We start from the raw sequence: 24,613 nt of genomic DNA on the forward strand, positions 1-24,613 counted from the left end.
CGGACCGGCGGGGCAGCGGCGCCCTGGGAAGATCCGACACCATGCGGACAGTAGGACAAAATGACAAAAAGTGGGCAACGCGGGCCTGTATCAGGCTGTGCGCCGGGACGGCCGTACTGACCCTCGCGGTCGGCTGCGCGGCCGCGGCCCCCGCGAAACCGGTACACCCGGCCCCCGCACCCGCCGGACACCAGCCAGAACACGATGGCCAGCCGCAACTCCACGCGCCCCCGGCCCGCGCCCTCGACGCATACGCCCAGAAGCTGCGCCGCGCCTACGCCACCCGCGCGGCAGCGGCCAGACGCTGGGGCCTGACCGACCCCCCGCTGCTCGCACCGCCGCCCCCCGCCCGCAAGCCAAGACTCACCACCCGCAAGGGCTTCGAGGTGGACGACCACGCGAAACGCGGCCTGCCTCCCGTCTTCACCACCATCCCCACCCGCCAAAAAATCGTCTTCCTCACGATCGACGACGGCGCCGAGAAGGACCCGGCGTTCCTGCGGATGACGAGCGAACTGAAGATCCCGTACACGGCCTTCCTCAGCGACTACCTGGTCAAGGACGACTACGGCTACTTCAGGAAGATGCGCGACCGGGGCGTCGTACTCAACAACCACACCCTCCATCACCCCTACCTGCCCGCCCTGTCCTACGAGCGCCAGAAGGCCGAGATCTGCGGCATGCAGGAGGTGATCAGGAAGCGCTACGGCACCCGTCCCGCCCTCTTCCGCCCGCCCTACGGCAACTACGACGAGGACAGCCTGCGGGCAGCCAAGTCATGCGGCGTGAAGTACGTCCCGCTGTGGAACGAGGAGGTCTTCGCGGACCACTGGGACTACCGAGAGGCGGACCGGGACCTCCATCCGGGTGACATCGTCCTCAGCCACTTCCGGGGCAAGACCGACGGAAAGGGCACGATGCCCGACATGATCCGCCGCTTCATGAAGCTCGTCACCGCCAAGGGATACGCGGTGGCCCGCCTGGAGGACTACCTGTGACCGCCCGCCCCCTAGCCGCAGTCCTCATGGCCGCCACCCTCCTGGCGACAACGGCGACCGGCTGCGCCCAGTCCGTGGACCCCATCGAACGCCTCGGCCGCAAGGCGGCCCACGCGGCCCGACAGGCAGCGCGTACGCACGCCCCGCCCGGCGACACGCACGCGTACCGCCGCTGGGGCCTGCCGGCCCCCCTGCCCCCGGCTCCGCCCGCGTCCCTCCGCCCCCGTCTCCACGCTGCGGGCCCCGGCCTCCCGCCGGTCGTCGACCACGTCCCGACCCACGACAAGGTCGTCTTCCTCACCTACGACGACGGCGCCGAACGCGACCCCCGGTTCGTCGACCTGGTCCGCGAACTGCGCCTCCCGGTCAGCATGTTCCTCACGGACAGCGTCGTGGGCCCGGGCTACGCCCACTTCGCCCGCCTGCGCGAGGTCGGCGCGAACGTCCAGAACCACACCCTGGACCACCAGCCCCTGCGGGGCCTGCCGTACGCAGGCCAGCGCGCCGAGATCTGCGGCCAACAGGACAAACTCCGAAAACGCTTCGGCCTGCGCCCCCGCCTGTTCCGCCCGCCCTACGGCACCTACGACCCGACCACCCTGAGAGCGTCCGCGGACTGCGGAATCTCGGCGGTGGTCCTGTGGACAAAGGGCCGGCAGCCCCTCGGCCCCGGGGACATCGTCGCGGTGGGCCCCCCACTGGTCGAGCGAACGGTGGGCCTGCTCCGCGAGATCCGAGAGAAGGGCCTGACAGTTGGCCGCCTGGAAAACTACCTCTGATCCCACGAACCCAGGCCGGGGCCCGCACTTCTCAGCGCCGCTCAGGAACTCTCAGCCCGTCCGGCGCTTGAGGACAAGGCCCGTCCAGGGCCGAAGGGGGGCCTGGGGGCACAGCCCCCAGAAGCGCCGCTCACACCGACGAACGGCACCTCACCCGACCCCACGCCCACCAAAAACCCCGCGAAACCGCCGGCGGCATTGGCACTCCGCTTGACCGAGTGCTAATCGCAGTCATAGTCTCAGGTCTGGCACTCCCCCCTGGAGAGTGCCAACAGCGACGGGCAGGTCCGGCACCCGCGACGACGGATCCACCTGGTCGCCACCTCAGACAGTTAACCCCGTGAGATCTCCGAAGGGGGAGGTCGGATCGTGACGACCACCAGCTCCAAGGTTGCCATCAAGCCGCTCGAGGACCGCATTGTGGTCCAGCCGCTCGAAGCCGAGCAGACCACGGCCTCTGGCCTGGTCATCCCGGACACCGCCAAGGAGAAGCCCCAGGAGGGCGTCGTCCTGGCCGTGGGCCCGGGCCGCTTCGAGAACGGCGAGCGCCTGCCGCTCGACGTGAAGACCGGCGACATCGTGCTGTACAGCAAGTACGGCGGCACCGAGGTGAAGTACAACGGCGAGGAGTACCTCGTCCTCTCGGCTCGCGACGTGCTCGCGATCGTCGAGAAGTAATTCACCCGGATTCACCGGTGATACCGGTAGCACCGGTACTACCAGCATTGCAGTGACTGCGCCCCTGGCCCCCGCGACTCTCAACAAGCCGGGTGCTGGGGGCGCAGTTCGTTTCTCCCAAATTTCCGAGAGGGCTGAATCGCTCCCATGGCGAAGATCCTGAAGTTCGACGAGGACGCCCGTCGCGCCCTTGAGCGCGGCGTCAACAAGCTTGCCGACACGGTCAAGGTGACGATCGGCCCCAAGGGCCGCAACGTCGTCATCGACAAGAAGTTCGGCGCTCCCACCATCACCAACGACGGTGTCACCATCGCCCGCGAGGTCGAGCTCGACGACCCGTACGAGAACCTCGGCGCGCAGCTGGTGAAGGAGGTGGCGACCAAGACCAACGACATCGCGGGTGACGGTACGACCACCGCCACTGTGCTGGCCCAGGCGCTCGTCCGCGAGGGCCTGAAGAACGTCGCCGCCGGCGCCTCCCCGGCCGCCCTGAAGAAGGGCATCGACGCCGCGGTCAAGGCCGTGTCCGAGGAGCTCCTCGCGACCGCCCGCCCGATCGAGGAGAAGTCCGACATCGCCGCCGTCGCCGCGCTCTCCGCGCAGGACGCGCAGGTCGGCGAGCTCATCGCCGAGGCGATGGACAAGGTCGGCAAGGACGGTGTCATCACCGTCGAGGAGTCCAACACCTTCGGCCTGGAGCTCGACTTCACCGAGGGCATGGCCTTCGACAAGGGCTACCTGTCCCCGTACATGGTGACCGACCAGGAGCGTATGGAGGCCGTCCTCGACGACCCGTACATCCTGATCCACCAGGGCAAGATCTCCTCCATCCAGGACCTGCTGCCGCTGCTGGAGAAGGTCATCCAGACCAACTCCTCCAAGCCGCTGCTGATCATCGCCGAGGATGTCGAGGGCGAGGCCCTGTCGACCCTGGTCGTGAACAAGATCCGCGGTACCTTCAACGCGGTCGCGGTCAAGGCCCCCGGCTTCGGTGACCGTCGCAAGGCGATGCTCGGCGACATGGCCGCGCTCACCGGCGGCGAGGTCATCGCCGAGGAGGTCGGCCTCAAGCTCGACCAGGTCGGCCTGGACGTGCTGGGCACCGCCCGCCGCGTCACCATCTCGAAGGACGACACGGTCATCGTCGACGGCGGTGGCGACAGCGCCGCCGTGGTCGGCCGCGTCAACCAGATCAAGGCCGAGATCGAGAACACGGACTCCGACTGGGACCGCGAGAAGCTCCAGGAGCGCCTCGCGAAGCTGGCCGGCGGCGTGTGCGTGATCAAGGTCGGCGCCGCCACCGAGGTGGAGCTGAAGGAGAAGAAGCACCGTCTCGAGGACGCCATCTCCGCGACCCGCGCCGCGGTCGAGGAGGGCATCGTCTCCGGTGGTGGCTCCGCGCTCGTCCACGCCGTGAAGATCCTCGAGGGCAACCTCGACAAGACCGGCGACGAGGCGACGGGTGTCGCGGTCGTCCGCAAGGCCGCCGTCGAGCCGCTGCGCTGGATCGCCGAGAACGCCGGCCTGGAGGGTTACGTCATCACCTCCAAGGTCGCCGAGCTCGACAAGGGCCAGGGCTTCAACGCCGCCACCGGCGAGTACGGCGACCTGGTCAAGTCCGGCGTCATCGACCCGGTCAAGGTCACCCGCTCCGCCCTGGAGAACGCGGCCTCGATCGCCTCCCTCCTCCTCACGACCGAGACCCTGGTCGTCGAGAAGAAGGAAGAGGAAGAGCCGGCCGCGGCCGGTGGCCACGGCCACGCCCACTGAGCGGGCAGCTCACACGGCACGAAGAAACCCCCCGTTCCTGGCCGGAACGGGGGGTTTCTCCCTTCGCGGGCGGTCCGATGTCCTCCCCTGCCCCCACTGCTCCACCCTTCCCGGCTCTCGCTACTGCTCCAGCGAGTCAAGCGCCCCGAGCTGCGCCATCAGCCCCAGCCGGTCGTACTCCCACCAGCCCTCGACAATCTTCCCGTCCCCGTCGAACCGGTGGGTGGTCATGCCGGTCATCGAGGCCTTCTTGCCGCTGTTGGGAATCCCGAGAAACTCACCCCGCTGAGTCCCGTTCCACGTCCAGCGGGTGCAGACCCGGTCGCCCTGAGCGATCTGGTCGTGAACGGTGAACGCGAAGTCGAAGCTCTCACGCCACATCTGCATCTCGCGCCGGGCCGCGTCCAGCCCGATGAGATCCTGCTCGTTGGACGGATCGTGGTCGTGGTAGCTCTCCACGAACAGGTCGTTGAGCGGGGGCAGTTCACCCCGGGTGGCGATGACCTCGAAGAACCGCCGCGCCGAATCCGCGCACAACTGCTCGTCCCGCACCACGTCCAGATCGGTGAACGTCGGCATCTCGTCGCACAGGGCGACCATCTCCCGGAAGATCCGGTCGGTCTCCGGAAGGTTCGAGTTCCGCATCGCTTCCTCGTACGACGGGAACTCCACGATCTCCACGAAGTGCGACGAGTCCGAGAGATCCTTGCCGATCACCGCATGCGTCGCGGACCGCTTCCCCTTGGTCTGCTCGACCCAGGTGTCCATCAACCGGTTCATCTCGTCGAACCGACTGGTCTTGCAATCAATCAGCTGTACGAACGTCATGGCGCCGCCTCCGGCCCCCCTGGGTCCGGTACCTCTCTCCATACTCCCACCGGAGTCGCGCCACCACCTCTTGCACACCGTCCCGTAAGTGGGTCACTGCGGCCCGTACTTTCGCCCCGTCTTCGACGAGATCCCGCCGAGCAGCGACCTGGGAGTCACCTTCACCACGCCCATCAGCGCCTTGTAGCGCGGGTCCGGAATCGACAGCGACTTGCCCCGGGCCAGGTCGGCGAGCGCCGCCGCGACCAGCTTGTCGGCGTCCAGCCACATCCAGTTCGGGATGTTGTCCGTCCCCATCCCGGCCCGCTCGTGGAACTCGGTGCGCACAAAGCCGGGAGCCAGCGCCATCAGCCGCACCCCGCTTCCCGCCAGGTCCTTCGCCGCCCCCTGCGTGAACTGCACGACCCACGCCTTCGACGCCCCGTACGTACCGCGCGGCACGAAGGCGGCGACGGACGCCACGTTGACGACACCCCCGCGCCCCCGCTCCCGCATGGCTTCGACCGCCGCGCCGGTCAGTCGTAGCACCGCCTCGCAGTGCACCTTGAGCATTCTCAGCTCGTCCGCCATCGGCACGTCGAGGTAGCGGCCCTTGTTGCCGAACCCGGCGTTGTTGACCAGCAGATCGACCGTGTTCTTGCGGTCGCCGAGACGAGCGGCCACCGCCTCGATGCCCGGGTCCGTGGCGAGGTCGGCGCTCAGCACCTCCGCCTCGATCCCGTGCCGGTCGTGCAGTTCGGTCGCCTGCTCGCCGAGCCGCTTGGCGTCGCGCGCCACCAGGACGAGGTTGTGGCCGTCGGCCGCCAGCCGCCGCGCGAACGCGGCGCCGATTCCCGCGGTCGATCCCGTAATCAAAGCCGTTGTCATGGCGCAAGGTTAGTGACCCGGGCTGTGACCGTCCGCCCGCCGCCTGCCGGCTGCCTGCTCCCTTTCCGCTCCCTCCCTCTCGTGAAGTCCCCGCTCGCAGCCGGGACGTAAGCCCTCGTCAGCAGCCGTGCCACTCCCGCGCGTCAGCCGTACTTCTCCACATACGCGTGAACCGCCCGCGCCGCCTCCGAATGCAGCGCCGCACCGGCCGTGAGCAGCCGGGGCATCAGTGCCCGCTCGGTCGTCAGAGCCCGGAAGTACAGGGCGACCGTCACCTCGTGTTCCGGCCGGTGCACGATGTCGACCGGGTCACCCGCCCGTATCTCACCCGGCTCGATCACCCGCAGATAGGCACCCGGCGCACCTCGCTCCGTGAACCGCTTCACCCACCTTTTCTCACCCAGATGGCCCTGGAAGGTGACACAGGGGATGCGCCCGCTGGTGACCTCGAGGACCACCTCGGAACCGATCCGCCAGCGCTCACCGATCAGCGCGCCGGACACGTCCAGACCCTGGGTGGTGACGTTCTCGCCGAACATCCCGGATCGCAGCGGGCGGCCCAGCTCGCGCTCCCATTCGTCGAGATCCTCGCGCGCGACCGCGTACACCGCCTGTTCGTCACCCCCGTGGTGCTCCTTCGAGCACACCGCGTCCCCGGCCAGACCACTGCCGCCGATCCCCCTCGGCCCGGGCGGCGCCACCCGCACCGGCCCGTCCATCGGCTGTTTGTCGATGCCCGTGCCCTGCGGATGATCCGTGTACGGCACGGGCCGCGCACGACCCACGTTCACGGACAACACCTTCATCGCGACACTCGCCCCCGTACTCGTCACGCCGACCCCTCGTTCGCTGGATTCATGACCACGACCACACGCTAAGTCACTCATCCCCAAAGCAACCACGCATTATTCTCCTCAATGCCCAAGGATCACTTATGATCGAGAAATGATCGAAGCGCGTCATCTCCGTGTCCTGCGTGCCGTGGCCACCACCGGCTCCTTCTCGGCGGCGGGCCGCGAGCTGGGCTGCACCCAGCCCGCCGTCAGCCAGCAGATGAAGGCGCTCGAGGCCTCGGTCGGCACGCCGCTGCTCATCCGCAGCGGACGCGAGATGCGACTGACGCAGGCGGGCGAGGCGCTCGTGCGGCACGCGGCCGGCATCCTCTCGGGCCTCACGGCGGCGGAGGAGGAGGTCGCCGCGATCGCGGGCCTGCGGGCCGGGCGGGTCCGGCTGGTCTCCTTCCCCAGTGGCAGCTCCACCCTCGTGCCGACCGCGCTCGCCGCCCTGCGTGCCGCCCACCCCGGCACCCGGGTCTCGCTCGAGGAGGCCGAACCCCCGCATTCCGTCGAACTGTTGCGCGAAGGTGACTGCGACGTGGCCCTCGCCTTCCGGTACGAGGGTGCCGCGGGCGCCGGCGAGTGGGACGACCTGGTGGTGCGCCCCCTTCTCACCGACCGGCTCGTCGGTCTCGTACCCGAAGGGCACCGGCTGTCCCGCGCGGAATCGGTCGCCCTCGGTGAACTGGCCGCCGAGCCATGGATCGCCGGCTGCCCGCGCTGCCGGGGTCAGCTGGTCGAGGCCTGCGAGAGCGCGGGCTTCACCCCGCGCATCGACTTCGCGACCGACGACTATCCCGCGGTGGTCGGCCTGGTGGGCGCGGGCCTGGGCGTCGCGGTGCTGCCCCAGCTCGCCATCGAGTCCGTACGCCCGCGGGGTGCGCGCACGGTGACGCTCGAACCGGCGGTCCGGCGGGAGATCGTCGCGCTGACGCTGCCCGATCTGGCGCAGGTGCCGGCGGTGGCGGCGACGCTGGACCAGTTGGCACGGGCGGCGACGCGGACCTGAGCCGGGCCCCGGCCCGAGGAGAAACGTTCCTTCAGTTGTTCGAACCGAGCTCTCCGCCGGTCGACGCCGACACCAGACGGTTGCGGGCCCGCCCCATCAGTTCTTCGCGCTCGTCCTCGGTCAGCCCGCCCCACACGCCATAGGGCTCACGCACCGCCAGCGCGTGTGCCGCGCACTGCGCGCGGACCGGGCATCTCATGCAGACCTCCTTGGCCGAGTTCTCGCGAGCGCTCCGTGCCGCACCGCGCTCTCCCTCCGGGTGGAAGAAGAGCGAGCTGTCGACCCCACGGCACGCCGCGAGGAGCTGCCAGTCCCAGAGGTCCGCGTTCGGACCGGGAAGGCGGGAGAAATCTGCCATTACATGTCCCCTTGTTGCCGTTCTGGGCTGAGATGGTGCCCTCGACCGTACAACTACGATCTAAGGAGATGAAAATATGACTCATTGCGAATCTAGCCTCAGACACCAATAAAAGGGAAGAAAAACGGCTGAATGGGGCATAGGTTGTGATGAAACGTTGTGGGTCTGTCGTGCATGTCTGCACCGTGTGCGCGCCCTCACGTAGAGTGCCGAAGACGACACACAGCCCCGTAACTCTTTCGAGTGACCGTCGTTGAGAGTGCGGAGGCGGTTGGAGGAACAAGCGCTCGGACGGGCGGCAGTACCCACTGCCGGGATATTCGGTCGAGCGTCAACCGCACAGGTGACGATTAGTACCAGCCTGGAGGCTCAAGGTGACGCGCATCAGCTGCGGAGGGCGGCCATGACATCCGTCCTCGTCTGCGACGACTCCCCGCTTGCCCGAGAGGCGCTCCGCCGCGCGGTCGCGACCGTGCCCGGTGTCGAGCGCGTGACCACGGCGGCCAACGGCGAGGAAGTCCTCCGCCGCTGGGGTGCCGACCGTTCGGACCTGATTCTGATGGACGTACGCATGCCCGGTCTGGGCGGCGTCGAGACGGTCCGGCGGCTGCTGTCCGCCGACCCCGGAGCGCGCATCATCATGCTCACCGTCGCCGAGGACCTGGACGGTGTGGCGCTCGCCGTCGCCGCCGGTGCCCGCGGCTATCTGCACAAGGACGCCTCGCGCGCCGAACTGCGGGCCACGGTGACGCAGGCGCTGGCAGACCCGACCTGGCGCCTCGCGCCGCGCCGGCTGCGTTCGGCCGAGATGGGCGCCGCGCCGACGCTCACCGCGCGTGAGATCCAGGTCCTGGAAGGCATGAGCCACGGCCGGTCGAACGCGGAGATCGGGCGCGAGCTGTTCCTCTCCGAGGACACGGTGAAGACTCACGCCAGGCGCCTGTTCAAGAAGCTCGGCGCCTCGGACCGCGCGCACGCGGTGGCGCTCGGTTTCCGGTGGGGTCTGGTCCGTTAGGTGGACCTCGCCGGGGGTCGCACCCACCCGGGGACTCCGGCATCGGCTGCCGCCGCGGACCCCCGGGACCCCAGCAGAATCGCAGGTCAGCAGTGATGAGCGGCGTGGACATCGCCAGGCGAACCCGGGGTGCGGAAGTCCCCGCCTGCCGCAAGGCGGGCGGGGGTCAGGAAACGGCCCGCCGGGTGCCCACTGCTCGTTTCGCCGCGGATGCCGCATCCTTGAGGTGTGGAGTTCCTCGGGGACGAGTCGGTCGAGCGGAAGGGGAGGGCGCAGGAGATGAGTTCCGGCGCACCTGCTCATAACGCTTCGGTGCACAACAACGGACGCGGTGCCACGGAGAGAGCGGCGCCAAGGCACCATGGTCCGATGCGTGACGACGAGGCGGCTTATGCCCATGGGGTGATTGGCGCGCTCGTCCACCGCGCCGTCGACGGGGACGAGCAGGCGACGCACGATCTGCTCGCCCATGTCCACCCCCTCGCCCTGCGCTACTGCCGCACCCGGCTGTCCCGACTGCCGGGCGACGCGCGCCACTTCGTGGAGGACCTGGCGCAGGAGGTCTGCGTCGCCGTACTCCTCGCCCTGCCGCGCTACCGCGACACCGGACGCCCGTTCGAGGCTTTCGTCTTCGCGATCGCAGCCCACAAGGTCGCCGACCTCCAGCGAGCCGCGATGCGCCACCCTGGTTCGACCGCGGTCCCCTCGGACGAGATGCCGGAACGCCCCGACGACTCCCTGGGCCCCGAGGAACGGGCCCTCCTCAGCAGTGACGCCGAGTGGGCCAAGAAACTCATGGCCAACCTCCCCGAGAACCAGCGCGAGCTGCTCCTGCTGCGCATCGCGGTCGGCCTCACGGCGGAGGAGACGGGCCAGATGTTGGGAATGTCACCCGGAGCGGTACGTGTCGCCCAGCACCGCGCGTTGAGCCGGCTCCGGGCGCTCGCGGAGCAGTAAAGCCCGCAGCGGCGGCCCCTGTTACCGGCCTGCGGGTGAACGGCCGGGGCGCCGGCTCCGTACGAATAGTCGATTCCGTACGAACATACGAAGCCCAGGGGCACCTCGCACTGTGGAATTCGGGAGCCGTGCTTCCCGTTAGCATGGACATCCGCACCGATCAAGGCTTTGGGGAAGGTGTCATGACTGCCAACGTCGACGGAGTGCCCGCCAAATTCGCGACACTCGGGCTGACCTACGACGACGTGCTGCTGCTGCCGGGCGCATCCGAAGTGCTGCCCAACGCGGTCGACACCTCGTCCCTCATCTCCCGCAACGTCCGGGTCAACATCCCGCTGCTCTCCGCGGCGATGGACAAGGTGACCGAGTCGCGCATGGCGATCGCCATGGCCCGGCAGGGCGGCGTGGGCGTACTGCACCGCAACCTCTCCATCGAGGACCAGGTCAACCAGGTCGACCTCGTGAAGCGCTCCGAGTCCGGCATGGTCACCGACCCGATCACCGTGAACCCGGACGCGACGCTCGCCGAGGCCGACGCGCTGTGCGCCAAGTTCCGCATCAGCGGCGTCCCGGTGACGGACGGCAACGGCAAGCTGCTCGGCATCGTCACCAACCGTGACATGGCCTTCGAGACCGACCGCTCGCGTCAGGTCCGCGAGGTCATGACGCCGATGCCGCTGGTCACCGGCCAGGTCGGCATCTCCGGCACCGAGGCCATGGAGCTGCTGCGCCGCCACAAGATCGAGAAGCTTCCCCTGGTCGACGACTCCGGTCTCCTCAAGGGCCTCATCACGGTCAAGGACTTCGTCAAGGCCGAGAAGTACCCGAGCGCCGCCAAGGACACCGAGGGCCGCCTGCTGGTCGGCGCGGCCGTCGGCGCCAGCCCCGAGGCGCTGGAGCGCGCCCAGGCGCTCGCCGAGGCGGGCGTGGACTTCCTGGTCGTCGACACCTCGCACGGGCACAACAGCAACGCCCTGAGCTGGATGTCGAAGATCAAGTCGAGCGTCCACGTCGACGTGATCGGCGGCAACGTGGCCACGCGTGACGGCGCCCAGGCCCTGATCGACGCGGGCGTCGACGGCATCAAGGTGGGCGTCGGCCCCGGCTCCATCTGCACCACGCGCGTGGTCGCCGGTATCGGCGTACCGCAGGTGACGGCCATCTACGAGGCGGCCCTCGCGGCCCGCGTCGCGGGTATCCCGGTGATCGGTGACGGTGGCCTGCAGTACTCCGGTGACATCGGCAAGGCGCTCGCCGCCGGCGCCGACTCCGTGATGCTGGGCAGCCTCCTGGCGGGCTGCGAGGAGTCCCCGGGCGAGCTGCAGTTCATCAACGGCAAGCAGTTCAAGTCGTACCGCGGCATGGGCTCGCTGGGCGCCATGCAGTCGCGCGGCCAGGCGAAGTCGTACTCCAAGGACCGCTACTTCCAGGCCGAGGTCGGCTCCGACGACAAGCTGGTCCCCGAGGGCATCGAGGGCCAGGTGCCCTACCGCGGTCCGCTGGCCGCGGTCCTGCACCAGCTCGTCGGCGGTCTGCGCCAGACCATGGGATACGTGGGGGCGGCCACCGTCAGCGAGATGGAGACCAAGGGCCGCTTCGTCCGTATCACCTCGGCGGGCCTCAAGGAGAGCCACCCGCACGACATCCAGATGACGGTCGAGGCGCCCAACTACAGCCGCAAGTAGGCGCGAGCGGTAACCGGACGTGCGCGGGGCGGTCCCGGAAGTACTCCGGGACCGCCTTTGTCGTACCCGTCGGGGATACTGGGAGGCGCACAACCAAGGATGGAGAGGCCACACACGTGACTGAGATCGAGATCGGGCGCGGCAAGCGCGGCCGTAGGGCGTACGCCTTCGACGACATCGCCGTCGTCCCGAGCCGTCGTACGCGCGACCCGAAGGAGGTCTCGATCGCCTGGCAGATCGACGCCTACCGCTTCGAGCTGCCCTTCCTGGCGGCCCCCATGGACTCGGTCGTCTCCCCGGCCACCGCGATCCGCATCGGCGAGCTGGGCGGCCTCGGCGTCCTGAACCTCGAGGGCCTGTGGACGCGGTACGAGGACCCGCAGCCGCTGCTCGACGAGATCGCCGAGCTCGACGCGGACACCGCGACCCGCCGCCTCCAGGAGATCTACGCGGCTCCCATCAAGGAGGAGCTGATCGGCGCGCGCATCAAGGAGGTGCGCGACTCGGGCGTGGTCACCGCCGCCGCGCTCTCCCCGCAGCGCACGGCCCAGTTCTCCAAGGCCGTCGTCGACGCGGGCGTGGACATCTTCGTCATCCGCGGTACGACGGTCTCCGCGGAGCATGTCTCCGGTGCCGCCGAACCGCTGAACCTCAAGCAGTTCATCTACGAGCTGGACGTCCCGGTGATCGTCGGCGGCTGCGCCACGTACACCGCGGCCCTGCACCTGATGCGCACCGGCGCGGCCGGCGTGCTGGTCGGCTTCGGCGGCGGCGCCGCGCACACCACGCGCAACGTGCTGGGCATCCGCGTCCCGATGGCCACCGCGGTCGCCGACGTGGCCGCGGCCCGCCGCGACTACATGGACGAGTCCGGCGGCCGGTACGTGCACGTGATCGCCGACGGTGGCGTCGGCTGGTCCGGCGACCTCCCCAAGGCGATCGCCTGCGGCGCCGACGCGGTCATGATGGGCTCCCCGCTGGCCCGCGCCACGGACGCGCCCGGCAAGGGCCACCACTGGGGCATGGAGGCCGTCAACGAAGAGCTGCCGCGCGGTAAGAAGGTGGACCTCGGCACGGTCGGCACGGTGGAGGAGGTCCTCATGGGCCCCTCGCACATCCCGGACGGCTCGATGAACTTCTTCGGCGCGTTGCGCCGCGCGATGGCCACGACCGGCTACAGCGACCTCAAGGAGTTCCAGCGCGTCGAGGTGACGGTGGCGGACTCGACGCACATGCGGTGACGTGAGATGACGCCGCGCTCGGCTTGAGTGAGGTCGAAGGGGCCCGGTTACCCGTGTGGTGACCGGGCCCCTTCGTGTGTCCAAGTGACGCTGGTGGGGCGCGTTTTGCGGGTGGGGGCGCACGGTTGCGTTCGGGGCGAATGCGCGCGGAAGGGGCGTGCCGGGGCGATAGCGTCTGTTTCGGCGACCCCAGTCCTCTGGGGCGCCCCCTTCCAAGGATGACGATCCGGACCCCGCCCTCGGGGCCCGGCCCGAATTCCAATGGACCGTCCACCGGGCTGACTGGGCGGCGTCATGGAAGGGGGCGCACCCATGGGGCGTCACCGCAAGCCCACCCGCTGGGACCGGATCCGTCTTCGGGCGGTCAAGTTCCGGAGGAGGTGTCTCTTGTGGACCTACGGAAAGTGAGCGGCCACCCCCACGAGAACTAGGGGTGGACACTCCGTTCACTTTTCAGGAGCCTGCCGCAGTGCCCCTGCGGTGGGCTCCACCTTTTGTACGGTACCGGATTCACCGTCGGGCGGCCCGGTGCCGGAGGTGGTGCATCTTGTGGACATACGGATGGTGAGCGGCCACCCCCACGAAGACTAGGGGTGGACACTCCGTTCACTTTTCAGGAGCCTGCCGCAGTACCCGCTGCGGTGGGCTCCACCTGTTTCACGGTACCGGCGTGGGGAGCCGCTTGCCACCATCGCTGGAGCCCGCCGTGCCCCACGCGCCCCCCTTCACAACCGATGCGCCGCCCCCGTAGGAGTCGCGCCCCGCGTGTCCAGCAGCAGTTGCGCCTTCACCGACAGGCCCTGGAGGTCGTACGTGCGGTGTTGCTGGAGCAGGATCGTCAGGTCGGCGTCGGCCGCCGCCTCGTAGAGGGAGTCCGCGCGCGGGAGGGGGCGGTCCAGGACGCTCCAGGACGGGATGTGGGGGTCGTGGTAGCTGACGGAGGCGCCCAGTTCCATCAGGCGGATCGCGATCTCCTGGGCGGGGGAGCCCTGTTGGTCGGCGAGGTCGGGCTTGTAGGTGACGCCGAGGAGCAGTACGCGGGCGCCCCGGGCCGACTTGCCGTGCTCGTTCAGAAGGGTGGCCGCGCGCTGGACGACGTACTGGGGCATGTGGTTGTTGACCTGCTGGGCGAGTTCCACCATGCGCAGGGTGCGGCCCGTGTGGTTGGCGAGGTCCTGGGGGACGGCGTGGCCGCCCACCCCCGGGCCGGGGCGGAATGCCTGGAAGCCGAACGGCTTGGTCTCCGCGCAGCGGATGACGTCCCACAGGTCGACGCCCAGGTCGTGGCAGAGGACGGCCATCTCGTTTACGAGGGCGATGTTGACGTGCCGGAAGTTGGTCTCAAGGAGCTGCACGGTTTCCGCTTCCCGTGGTCCACGCGCGCGTACCACCTTGTCGGTGAGCCGGCCGTAGAACGCGGCGGCCGACTCGGTGCAGGCGGGGGTGAGGCCGCCGATGACCTTGGGGGTGTTGGCGGGAGTGAAGTCGCGGTTGCCGGGGTCGACGCGGCTGGGGGAGTAGGCGAGGTGGAAGTCGCGGCCCGCCCGCAGCCTGGAGCCCTCTTCGAGGAGGGGGCGCAGGAATTCCTCCGTCGTGCCCGGCTGCACCGGTGATTCGAGGATCACCGTGGTGTGCGGGCGCAGACGGGCGGCGAGGGTGCGGGCGGCTGCCTCCACCTGACTCAGGTCGAGCGTGCCGTCGGCGCCGCGCGGGGTGGGGGCGCAGATGACGGCGGTGCGTACGCGGCCGAGCTCGGCGGGGCCGGCGGCCGTCCGGAAGCCCCCGGAGAGCATCCGGCGCAGTTCCGCCGCGGTGAGGGAACCGGTTTCGGGGCCGGTCTTGTAACCGAGGGTGGGGATGCCGACGGCGACTGCGGCCTGGGCCAGCGGCAGGCCGAGATGTCCGAGTCCGATGACGGCGAGGTCTGCGGGCATGCGTGGGCCGTCCTTCCCAGTAGCCGAAGCGGGACAGGTGCGCAAACCCTGTGGACTGGACGGGCGAGCGCAATGTCAGACTAGGAGTAAATATGACCGATATGCGGGATTGGGTGGGCGAGTTTCCACAGGTGTTTCCGTGGAGGTTGTCCACAGGCTGAGGGCGGGTGGTGGCCGAAGTCGGGCAACCCGGTCAGAATTCGGGCAGGGGGATTCGGGCAGGCGCAGACGTACGGCGGGACACAGCCGGCCGGTCGTACGGAGACGGCCGGCGCGACCGACACCGGGAGGCAGCGATGAGGACAGCGGCACTGGGACCGGCACAACGCGCCGAGTCACTGGCAGCAATGGCCGAGCGTGAGCTGGACGTGCTGGTGGTGGGCGCCGGCGTGGTCGGTGCGGGCACCGCGCTCGACTCCGTGACCCGCGGCCTGTCCACGGGGCTGGTCGAGGCCCGTGACTGGGCGTCGGGCACCTCGAGCAGGTCGAGCAAGCTCATCCACGGTGGCCTGCGCTATCTGGAGATGCTCGACTTCGCCCTCGTCCGGGAGGCGTTGAAGGAACGCGGGCTGCTGCTGGAGCGGCTCGCTCCACACCTGGTGAAGCCGGTGGCGTTCCTGTATCCGCTTCAGCACCAGGGCTGGGAACGGCTGTACGCCGGGGCGGGCGTCGCGCTCTACGACGCGATGTCCATGGCCCGCGGGCACGGACGGGGCCTGCCGGCGCACCGTCACCTGAGCCGCCGTCACGCCTTGCGCGTCGCGCCCGCCTTGAAGAAGGACGCGCTGGTCGGAGCGTTGCAGTACTACGACGCACAGATGGACGACGCCCGCTATGTGGCCACCCTGGTGCGCACGGCGGCGGCGTACGGCGCGAAAGTCGCCAACCGCGCGCGGGTGACCGGATTCCTGCGTGAGGGCGAGCGAGTGGTAGGCGCCCGGGTGCAGGACGTCGAGGGCGGCGGGGAGTACGAGATCCGCGCCCGGCAGATCGTCAACGCCACGGGCGTGTGGACGGACGACACCCAGGGGATGGTCGGCGAGCGCGGGCAGTTCCACGTCAGGGCGTCCAAGGGCATCCATCTCGTGGTGCCCAAGGACCGGATCCACTCGACGACCGGGCTGATCCTGCGCACCGAGAAGTCCGTGCTGTTCGTGATCCCGTGGGGCCGGCACTGGATCGTCGGGACGACGGACACCGACTGGGACCTGGACAAGGCCCACCCGGCGGCCTCCAGCGCCGACATCGACTATCTGCTGGAACATGTGAACTCGGTGCTCGCGGTGCCCCTGACGCGGGACGACGTCCAAGGTGTGTACGCGGGTCTGCGGCCCCTGCTCGCCGGTGAGTCCGACGCCACCAGCAAGCTGTCGCGCGAGCACACCGTGGCGCATCCGGTGCCGGGGCTCGTGGTCGTGGCGGGCGGCAAGTACACGACGTACCGGGTGATGGCGAAGGACGCGGTCGACGCGGCGGTGCACGGACTCGACCAGCGGGTCGCCGAGTGCGTGACGGAGGATGTGCCGCTGCTGGGAGCCGAGGGATACCGCGCGCTGTGGAACGCCCGGGCGCGGACGGCCGCGCGGACCGGCCTCCATGTGGTGCGGGTGGAACACCTGCTGAATCGGTACGGCTCACTGGCGCAGGAGGTCCTCGACCTGATCGCCGCGGACTCCTCGCTCGGCGAGCCGCTCAAGGCGGCGGAGGACTATCTCCGGGCGGAGGTCGTGTACGCGGCCTCGCACGAGGGCGCGCGGCATCTGGACGACGTGCTGACGCGGCGGACCCGGATCTCGATCGAGACGTTCGACCGGGGGACGCGCAGCTCTCGTGAGGCGGCGGAACTGATGGCACCCGTCCTCGGCTGGGACGAGGACCAGATCGAGCGTGAGGTCGAGCACTACAACAAGCGGGTGGAGGCGGAACGCGAGTCGCAGCGGCAGCCGGACGACCTGACGGCGGACGCGGCACGACTGGGCGCGCCGGACATCGTGCCGCTCTGACGGTCGGCAAAACTTCCCGTTCGGACCCCGGCTCCGAACTCCCGACTCCTGGCGGCGCGTTCTCGTCGAACACGTGAGCTTCACTCGAACGAGTGTCGTGAGCTGGGATCTTCGCTCGGCACCCGTCCGTTCTACGAGGTGCCGGGGCAGAACCCGGCGGCGGACGGGGCCGGTTCGAAGGCCGGGCCCCGCGCTCGGGTCCGTGTTCATCGGGGAGGGGGGAAGACAGTGACAGCTGGTGGGACGGCAGAACATGTGCTTCACGCGACCTCCCTCCCCACGGGCCGCCGTCCGTCCCGAGGGGCACCCGGGGCACCGGCCGCTTGTCGGGTGAGGGACAATGGAGGCTCTGTCAGGGCGGGTTGCATGAGGGGACGCATGTCGGAGGCGGAGCGGGCGGGAGCATCCCGTCAGGACAGGAGTGAGCGTCTCCTCGCCGGGCGGTACCGGCTGGGAGGAGTCCTCGGCCGCGGCGGCATGGGCACCGTCTGGCGCGCGCAGGACGAGACCCTCGGGCGGACGGTCGCCGTCAAGGAACTGCGGTTCCCGGGCAGCATCGACGAGGAGGAGAAGCGGCGGCTGATCACCCGGACGCTGCGCGAGGCCAAGGCGATCGCGCGGATCCGCAACAACAGCGCCGTGACCGTCTTCGACGTGGTCGAGGAGGACGACCGGCCGTGGATCGTGATGGAGCTCGTCGAGGGCAAGTCGCTCGCCGAGGTCATCCGTGAGGACGGGCTGCTGGAGCCGCAGCGCGCTGCCGAGGTGGGCCTCGCGATTCTCGACGTGCTCAGGGCCGCGCACCGCGAGGGCATCCTGCATCGTGATGTGAAGCCGTCGAACGTGCTGATGTCGGAGGACGACCGGGTCGTCCTCACCGACTTCGGTATCGCACAGGTCGAGGGCGACCCGTCGATCACCTCGACCGGCATGCTCGTCGGCGCGCCCTCCTACATCTCGCCGGAGCGGGCCCGAGGCCACAAGCCCGGCCCGGCCGCCGACCTGTGGTCGCTCGGCGGGCTGCTGTACGCGTCGGTCGAGGGCGTGCCGCCGTACGACAAGGGGTCCGCGATCGCGACGCTGACCGCCGTGATGACGGAGCAGCTGGAGGAGCCGAAGAACGCGGGTCCGCTGAGGGACGTGATCTACGGCCTGCTCACCAAGGATCCCGCCAAGCGGCTCGACGACGCCGGTGCGCGCAAGATGCTCAACGCGGTGATCCACGCGCCCGAGCCCAAGCCGGCCGAGCTGGAGCCCATGGACGCCACGAAGGTGGTGCCGCTGCCGGTCGTTCCCGGCAAGGGCAAGCGGGCCGACAAGGGCGCGGAGAGCGGGAGTTCCGCCGATTCGGGCTCCGGGGGCAAGCGGGGCGAGGAGGCCGGGGAGCGGTTGCGCGGCGCGTTCCGGTCGGTGAAGAAGGCGGCCGTCGCGGCGAGCGCCGGGGCGGGAGCGGCGGTGCGGACGAAGTCCGCCGACCCCGGCGACCCCGGCCGGACCGGTGTTGGTGCGGGGGCGGCGGCCTCCGAGACCGCGGTCTCCGGGAGTGTGGCTTCCGCCGGTGCGGCGGACGAGGCTGCGAAGAGCGGCGGCAAAGGGGAGTCCGGGAAGCCGGCCGGGGGTGCTGCTCGGGGGGCCGTCGTTCCCGGCGCCCGGGACGGGCAGGCTCGGGACAGCGTGCCTCAGGCGGGTAACCCCGTGACCGGCGGGCGGAGTTCGGGGTGGCCCGTGGTGCCGCCGCCGGATCTGCCGCCCCGGTCCGTGCCCAGGGCGCCGATCACCGACGTCGTGCCGAAGCGGACGCTGGTGATCATCGCGGTGGTGGTCGTCGCGGTCATCGTGCTCGGTGTGGTGCTGGCCCTCGTGCTCGGCGGTGACAACTCCACCGACGCCGACGGGGGGAAGAGCGCCGGCGACAAGGTGACGTCCGCGACCTCCGGCTCCGCCGAAACCAAGGAGGACAAGGGGGACAAGGCGGGCGACGGGGGCAAGGAGACCACCGACGACGGCACCCGTACGGACGGCGGCCAGAGCGCCGACGCCACGAAGGGCACGGAGGCGGGCACCGGCCCGGGGGCGGGAGCGGGGCCGGCGAACTCGCCCAGTGCGTCGGCGACCGGGTCCGGTGCGGCGGGGCGCGTGTCCACGCACAAGGGCGGTCAGGGGTTCTCCATCGGGCTCCCCGCCGGGTGGAAGTACGAGTCCACGGGGACCGCGGGCGCCCGGTTCGCCGGACCTGACGGGCAGAAGCTCCTCGTCGGGTGGACCACGACACCCAAGAGTGATCCCGTGGCGGACTGGAAGAACCAAGAGCAATACATGACGCGTTCGCAGTACGACCGGATCCGAATAGAGAAGGTGAACTACCGGGGCTGGAACGCGGCCGACTGGGAGTTCACCTACGCGGAGGGCGGGACCACGTATCGGTCGGTGGACCGGGGGTTCGTCGTCAGCGGGCAACTCGGGTATGGGCTCATGTACACGGCGAAGGCGTCGAATTGGGACAGTGGGCAGCGCAAGGAGACATGGCGGACGTTCACGGAGACGTTCGAGCCGAAATCGTGATGCCTGCGCTTCCGAGTTGAGGCCGTGAGATCTCGCATCCTCTCTTGGTGAGTTGCCTCCGGCACGTATCGTGAGTGGTTGCGGACCGTACGCATGCAGAACGGGACGTATGGCGAACGGGATTGAGCAGTCGGCCGGTCGGGGGAGGCATCGTGGAGGAATATGCGGGGCGGGTACTCGCCGACCGCTATCGCCTGCCGTTGCCGCCGACAGATGAGTTCGAGCAGTCCGAGACCCGGGCCTTCGACACATACAGCGGGCAGGAAGTCCTGGTCAGGCAGGTGCCGTTGCCCGAAGTCGTCGAGGCCGAGGTGCTCGACGCGAGCGGGCTGCCGGACGGGTTCGTGGCGCGGGACGGTCGGGCGCGAGGCGCTGCCGCGCGGTCCGCGGCCACTCGCCGGCCCAGCGATCCGGCCGTACGGCGGGCCATCGAGGCCGCGCAGGCAGCCGCCTCCATCCCTGACCATCCACGGCTCGACCAGGTCTTCGACGTGTTCGCGCAGGGCGGCTCGTTGTGGATAGTGAGTGAACTGGTGCCGGCCAGGTCACTCGAGTCACTGCTCGCCGAGAAGCCGCTGACGCCGTACCGCGCGGCCGAGGTCGCCGCCGACGTCCTCATGGCCCTGCGGGTGCTGCACGCCCATGGCTGGGTGCACCGCAACATCACCGAGCGCACGGTGCTCGTCTGCGACGACGGGCGGGTGATGCTCACCGGGCTGGCGGCCGGGGCCGCGGAAGAGGCCCTGTGCGGGTACGACCCGGTACCTGGCCGGGACGCGCCGGGGACGGGTGGTACGGCCGGGGCGCCGGAGGACGCGAAGGCCATCGGGGGTGCGGGCACGCCAGTCGGTGCGCCCGCCGGTGGCGGGGGTTACGGGGTTGCCGGGGGCACCTTCGCCGGGGACGTCGAGGCTGCTCGGCGGGCCGCCATCGAGGCGCGCAGCGGGGTTGGTGGGTACGGAGAGTCACCGGTGTCGCCGACGGGTGGCCAGGGCGTGGCGAGGCCGCAGGGCTTGACCGGCGGTGGAGCGGGCGGTCCGGAGCGGGTTGGCGGGGGCTATGGGGTTCCTGGGGGGACGTTTGCCGGGGATTCCGCTGTCGACCCCGAGGCTGCTCGGCGTGCCGCTATCGAGGCGCGGGCCGCTGGTGGGGTGCCCGGGGGTGGTGCTCCGGGTGGGCGTCCTGGCGGGGGCTATGGGGTTCCTGGGGGGACGTTTGCCGGGGATTCCGCTGTCGACCCCGAGGCTGCTCGGCGTGCCGCTATCGAGGCGCGGGCCGGTGGTGGGGTGTCCGGGGGCGGTGCTTCGGGTGGGCGTCCTGGCGGGGGTTATGGGGTTGCCGGGGGGACGTTCGCGGGGGATGCCGCGGCGGATGCGGAGGCTGCCCGGCGTGCCGCCATCGAGGCGCGGAACGGTGGTGGGGTGCCCGGCGTCGAGGGGAGCAATGGAGGGGCCGCCGGGGGTGAGCGGCGGGCGTTGGAGACCGGGGGGGACATTCGGGCGGCGCGGGCCGGGGCGATCGCCGCGTATCGGGCGGGTGCTCGGGCCGCGGCCCGGGTTCAGGAGGCCGAGCAGAGCGGGCGGGCCGCGCTGCCCGGCGCCCGGCCCTCGATCGAGGCCGCGGGTGACACCGCCGGCGAAGCCTACGGCACCGGTGTGGAGCGGGCGCCGGCCACTCCGCCTCCGGGGCAGATCGCCGACCCCTACGGCGTACGGACGACGACTGCGTGGAACGGGGCCGCCGCTCCCGCGCCCGGAGTTGCCGGGCAGGGGCGTACCGCTCTTCCCGCCGGCGGAAGTGACGCCGTGCCGAGCAGGGTCGCCGACAGCGTTCCGCAGCAGCCGACCGGCCCGCTCACTCACGGCCACCCGCAGGATCAGCTGACGCCTGCCGACCGTGTTCCCGGCCAACCGACTGGTCGCTGGGGTGACACGGCCGTCGCCGATGTCCCCAGGCGGGGTCCCACCACCGCGCTGGCCGCCGAGCGGGCGCGGCAGGCCCGGATGGCTGTCGTCGGGGCGGTGACCGAGCGTTGGGCGCCGGAGCAGGCCGGTCCCGTGCACGAGAACTGGCAGCTGGCCCCGCCCATCGGTCCCGCGACCGACCTGTGGGCGCTCGGCGCGCTGCTCTTCAGGGCCGTACAGGGGCATGCGCCCTACCCGGAGGAGTCGACGGCCGAGCTGGTGCAGCTGGTGTGTGCCGAGCCGCCCGCCTTCGCGGAGGAGTGCGGTCCGCTCAGGCCCGTCGTGGAGTCCCTGTTGCGGCAGGACCCCACCGAGCGCCTCGACTTCGAGGAGCTGAACGGCTGGCTGCGCTCCCTCGTCCGGTCGGCGCCGGAGCCGGAGGCCGGGGCGCATCTCGTCGCCGCGCCGCCCACCGATCCGCGTCGGCTGCCGATCGTGCGACGCCGGGGCGAGCTGGTGCGCAGGCGCCGGGCGGGCCTGCCCGCGACCGGCCCGCACGGCCGGCACAAGCGGGGCAGACAGGAGCAGAAGGCGCCACGAAAACTGGGCCGCAACCTGCTCCTCCTGATACTGCTGGCACTGGCCGCGGCGATCGCGTACGCCATGTTCTTCATGCCGAAGGCCAAGAGCGACGGAGCGCAGGACGGGCAGCGGACGGGTTCCGCCGGGGACGTGAGTGCCGCGCCGGAGCAGTCTGCCGACAACCCGGACGCGAGCAGCGAGCCGCGGCCCGAGCAGACCTCGCCGAGCAGCGAGAAGGGCAACAGCTCGTCCCCGTCGGCCGGTTCGACTGGGACGTCCGGCTCGTCCGACGGGGCGACCGCCGGTCCCGGTGCCGCCGCCGGTTTCACCGTGCGCGCCGACCCCGAGGGCTTCCGGATAGCCGTGGCCAACGGCTGGGACCGGACGGGCAAGAACGGGCGCGGGCAAGTCGTCTACTCGCACGGCTCGTTCCAGCTCATCGTTGTGCCGGGCCGTGACACCACGAAGGCGGACGGCGCCGATCCGATGGCGTACCAGCGGGAGCGGGAGTACGAGTTGCAGCCGTTCCGCGACTCCACGTGGGCCACGTCCAGCGGGATGCGGACCATCGAGGTGGGCGGACGGACCATGGCGGAGGGGCAGTTCACCTGGCAGAACAGCTCCGGCAGTGAGGTGTTCGTGCGCAATCTCGCGATCATCATCGACGGGCGGTATCACGTGGTTCAGGTACGCGGACCGGAGGCCGAGCGGGACGAGGTGACGCGCTTGTACGAGCAGGCGTCGGCCACCTACCAGTTCACCGGCTGACAGGGAGTCCGCCTGGCCGGCGGGCGGAACCGTCACAGTGCTGTCCCTGTACGGCCCCCTGCGGTTCCTTCCGGCGTGGGCTCTCCTTAGGGTTGCCCCTGTCAAGACCATTGCGGGGAAACGTGAATGAGATGCAGGGCCTGCTTCTCGCGGGCCGCTACCGGCTCGTCGGTGTCATCGGCAGCGGCGGCATGGGCCGGGTGTGGCGTGCGCACGACGAGCTGCTGCACCGTGCCGTCGCCATCAAGGAGCTGACGGCCGCCCTGTACGTGTCCGAGAGCGAACAGGCCGTCCTGCTCGCCCGCACCCGTGCCGAGGCGCGCGCGGCGGCGCGGATCAACCACTCGGCCGTCGTCACCCTGCACGACGTACTCGACCACGACGGCCGGCCGTGGATCGTGATGGAGCTCGTCGAGGGCAACTCGCTGGCCGACGAGGTCAAGGACGTCGGGCGGCTCGACCCGCGCGAGGCCGCCAGGATCGGCCTGTGGGTGCTGCGCGCGCTGACCGCCGCGCACACCGCGGGCGTACTGCACCGGGACGTCAAGCCCGGCAATGTCCTGCTCTCCCAGGACGGCCGTGTGCTGCTCACCGACTTCGGCATCGCGCAGGTCGAGGGGGACACGACCATCACCCGTACGGGAGAGATCGTCGGCTCGGTCGACTACCTCGCTCCGGAACGGCTGCGCGGCGAGGACCCGGGGCCGTCCTCCGACCTGTGGGCGCTCGGGGCCACGCTGTACACGGCGGTCGAGGGCCGCTCACCGTTCCGCCGCACCTCCCCGCTGACCACCATGCAGGCGGTCGTCGAGGACGAGCCCACCGAGCCGACGTACGCCGGTCCGCTCGCGCCCGTCATCACGGCCCTGCTCCTCAAGGATCCCGCCGTACGGCCGGGAGCGGCCGAGGCCGAGCAGATGCTCGCGGAGGCGGCGGAGGGGCGGCGGCCCCGCGCGGCCCAGCAGTACGTGCCGACGCTGCACGCCGGGGCGGTGCGGACGCCGGGGGAGGGGGAGGTCGGGACCTTCCGGATAGGCGGGACGGCGGTCGGCTCACCCACGCCGCATCAGGGGACCGCCATCGCGCCCGCAGGCCCGGCCGGGCCGCCTCGCCGGGGTCGTACGATCGCCCTCGTCGCAGCGCTGGTCGTGCTGGTCGGCGGCGGTGGGGCGGTCGCGCTGCACCAGTGGAACTCGGGGACGCGGAAGGCCGACTCGGCTGCTCCGGCCCCTGCGTCCGGTACCGGGTCCGGTACATCGTCCGGATCTTCTTCAGGTACCGCGTCTGCTCCTGCCGGGGGCGGGGAGTCCACCGGCGTGCCGAGCAGCGTGCCGAAGGACTGGGTGCGGGTCGACGATCCGGCCGGTTTCAGCCTCTCGCTGCCCAAGGGATGGACCCGGACGGAGACCAACGGCCAGATCGACTACTCGCCCGACGGCGGGGACCACTTCCTGCGGATCGCCATCGACAAGTCCCCGGACTACGACGACCCCTACCTCCATCAACTCGACCTGGAGGAGCAGCTCAAGAGGCTCCGCGACTACAGGACAGTGAGCCTGGAATCGAACATCTACCGTGACCGCAAGGGTTCGCTCTGGGACTTCACCTGGACCGCGCTGGCCAAGGACTCGGCCTTTCCGGGGCCGCGGCGGGCCATCGAGCAGGCGTATCTCGGCCGGGACGGGGCCGAGTACCTGATCTACATGTCCGCTCCGGCGGCCGACTGGGCGACCGCGCGCGAGCAGTTCACGGCGGTACTGCGCGGATGGCGCCCGAGCTCCGGCTGACCGAGCCCCGACGCAACGTGCCTGGTACGGCGGTTGTCGGTCATCCGCAGGA

General features: G+C 70.4%; 18 protein-coding genes. 13 read left to right on the forward strand and 5 right to left on the reverse strand.

Annotated features, from left to right (window positions below):
• The first annotated feature begins 41 nt into the window (after positions 1 to 41).
• From ABZ855_RS09645 to groL, 4 genes are all read left to right on the forward strand, one after another.
• Positions 42 to 998 carry a polysaccharide deacetylase family protein gene (locus ABZ855_RS09645; RefSeq protein WP_360803660.1) on the forward strand — a complete coding sequence of 319 codons (957 nt, stop codon included), beginning with the start codon at positions 42 to 44 and terminating at the stop codon, positions 996 to 998.
• A 26-nt stretch (positions 999 to 1,024) separates the two neighbouring features.
• Positions 1,025 to 1,777 (forward strand): polysaccharide deacetylase family protein, encoded by a 753-nt coding sequence (locus ABZ855_RS09650; RefSeq protein ID WP_360804174.1) that lies wholly within the window; start codon positions 1,025 to 1,027, stop codon positions 1,775 to 1,777.
• Between the two features lie 369 nt (positions 1,778 to 2,146).
• On the forward strand, positions 2,147 to 2,455 hold the full coding sequence (gene groES / locus ABZ855_RS09655) for a co-chaperone GroES (protein WP_006377800.1): 309 nt from the start codon (positions 2,147 to 2,149) through the stop codon (positions 2,453 to 2,455).
• A gap of 147 nt (positions 2,456 to 2,602) precedes the next feature.
• Positions 2,603 to 4,225, forward strand: coding sequence for a chaperonin GroEL (groL, locus tag ABZ855_RS09660; RefSeq protein WP_319212982.1), 1,623 nt, complete (start codon positions 2,603 to 2,605; stop codon positions 4,223 to 4,225).
• 120 nt (positions 4,226 to 4,345) lie between these two features.
• Here the strand turns inward: groL and ABZ855_RS09665 are convergent, their stop codons facing one another.
• The 3 genes from ABZ855_RS09665 to ABZ855_RS09675 all read right to left on the reverse strand — a co-directional run bounded on the left by ABZ855_RS09665 (position 4,346) and on the right by ABZ855_RS09675 (position 6,726).
• Positions 4,346 to 5,053: an ester cyclase gene (locus ABZ855_RS09665; protein WP_360803663.1), complete on the reverse strand. Its 708-nt coding sequence runs from the start codon at positions 5,051 to 5,053 to the stop codon at positions 4,346 to 4,348.
• 93 nt (positions 5,054 to 5,146) lie between these two features.
• Complete coding sequence (locus ABZ855_RS09670) at positions 5,147 to 5,920, reverse strand: SDR family oxidoreductase (RefSeq protein ID WP_360803666.1); 774 nt, start codon at positions 5,918 to 5,920, stop codon at positions 5,147 to 5,149.
• A gap of 143 nt (positions 5,921 to 6,063) precedes the next feature.
• Complete coding sequence (locus ABZ855_RS09675; protein ID WP_360804177.1) at positions 6,064 to 6,726, reverse strand: MOSC domain-containing protein; 663 nt, start codon at positions 6,724 to 6,726, stop codon at positions 6,064 to 6,066.
• Positions 6,727 to 6,865: 139 nt separating this feature from the next.
• Between ABZ855_RS09675 and ABZ855_RS09680 the strand changes: the two genes are divergently transcribed.
• On the forward strand, positions 6,866 to 7,765 hold the full coding sequence (locus ABZ855_RS09680; RefSeq protein WP_319212976.1) for a LysR family transcriptional regulator: 900 nt from the start codon (positions 6,866 to 6,868) through the stop codon (positions 7,763 to 7,765).
• 31 nt (positions 7,766 to 7,796) lie between these two features.
• Here the strand turns inward: ABZ855_RS09680 and ABZ855_RS09685 are convergent, their stop codons facing one another.
• On the reverse strand, positions 7,797 to 8,123 hold the full coding sequence (locus ABZ855_RS09685) for a WhiB family transcriptional regulator (protein WP_360803669.1): 327 nt from the start codon (positions 8,121 to 8,123) through the stop codon (positions 7,797 to 7,799).
• Between the two features lie 403 nt (positions 8,124 to 8,526).
• Between ABZ855_RS09685 and ABZ855_RS09690 the strand changes: the two genes are divergently transcribed.
• The 4 genes from ABZ855_RS09690 to ABZ855_RS09705 all read left to right on the forward strand — a co-directional run bounded on the left by ABZ855_RS09690 (position 8,527) and on the right by ABZ855_RS09705 (position 13,021).
• Entirely contained in the window at positions 8,527 to 9,138 is a 612-nt protein-coding gene (locus ABZ855_RS09690; RefSeq protein WP_003948568.1) for a response regulator transcription factor, read from the forward strand.
• Positions 9,139 to 9,507: 369 nt separating this feature from the next.
• The gene (locus tag ABZ855_RS09695; RefSeq protein ID WP_053741094.1) at positions 9,508 to 10,095 is read left to right on the forward strand and encodes a sigma-70 family RNA polymerase sigma factor; all 588 of its coding nucleotides are present in this window, start codon (positions 9,508 to 9,510) and stop codon (positions 10,093 to 10,095) included.
• 182 nt (positions 10,096 to 10,277) lie between these two features.
• Complete coding sequence (gene guaB, locus ABZ855_RS09700) at positions 10,278 to 11,780, forward strand: IMP dehydrogenase (protein ID WP_319212973.1); 1,503 nt, start codon at positions 10,278 to 10,280, stop codon at positions 11,778 to 11,780.
• 116 nt (positions 11,781 to 11,896) lie between these two features.
• Entirely contained in the window at positions 11,897 to 13,021 is a 1,125-nt protein-coding gene (locus ABZ855_RS09705; protein WP_319212972.1) for a GuaB3 family IMP dehydrogenase-related protein, read from the forward strand.
• Positions 13,022 to 13,746: 725 nt separating this feature from the next.
• Here ABZ855_RS09705 and ABZ855_RS09710 read toward each other — a convergent pair.
• Positions 13,747 to 14,955 carry a nucleotide sugar dehydrogenase gene (locus ABZ855_RS09710; protein WP_360803675.1) on the reverse strand — a complete coding sequence of 403 codons (1,209 nt, stop codon included), beginning with the start codon at positions 14,953 to 14,955 and terminating at the stop codon, positions 13,747 to 13,749.
• A 296-nt stretch (positions 14,956 to 15,251) separates the two neighbouring features.
• On the opposite strand from ABZ855_RS09710, the gene ABZ855_RS09715 reads away from it, so the two are divergent.
• From ABZ855_RS09715 to ABZ855_RS09730, 4 genes are all read left to right on the forward strand, one after another.
• Positions 15,252 to 16,958 carry a glycerol-3-phosphate dehydrogenase/oxidase gene (locus ABZ855_RS09715; protein WP_360803678.1) on the forward strand — a complete coding sequence of 569 codons (1,707 nt, stop codon included), beginning with the start codon at positions 15,252 to 15,254 and terminating at the stop codon, positions 16,956 to 16,958.
• 378 nt (positions 16,959 to 17,336) lie between these two features.
• Positions 17,337 to 19,520, forward strand: a complete 2,184-nt coding sequence (locus tag ABZ855_RS09720) for a serine/threonine-protein kinase (RefSeq protein ID WP_360803681.1) — start codon at positions 17,337 to 17,339, stop codon at positions 19,518 to 19,520.
• Positions 19,521 to 19,672: 152 nt separating this feature from the next.
• A complete protein-coding gene (locus tag ABZ855_RS09725) occupies positions 19,673 to 22,774 on the forward strand; it encodes a protein kinase (RefSeq protein ID WP_360803684.1) in 3,102 nt (1,033 codons plus the stop codon).
• Positions 22,775 to 22,905: 131 nt separating this feature from the next.
• Positions 22,906 to 24,561 (forward strand): serine/threonine-protein kinase, encoded by a 1,656-nt coding sequence (locus tag ABZ855_RS09730; protein WP_360804180.1) that lies wholly within the window; start codon positions 22,906 to 22,908, stop codon positions 24,559 to 24,561.
• Positions 24,562 to 24,613: the final 52 nt, after the last annotated feature.

This window comes from Streptomyces sp. NPDC047042 (assembly GCF_040644035.1).
Taxonomy (GTDB): domain Bacteria; phylum Actinomycetota; class Actinomycetes; order Streptomycetales; family Streptomycetaceae; genus Streptomyces.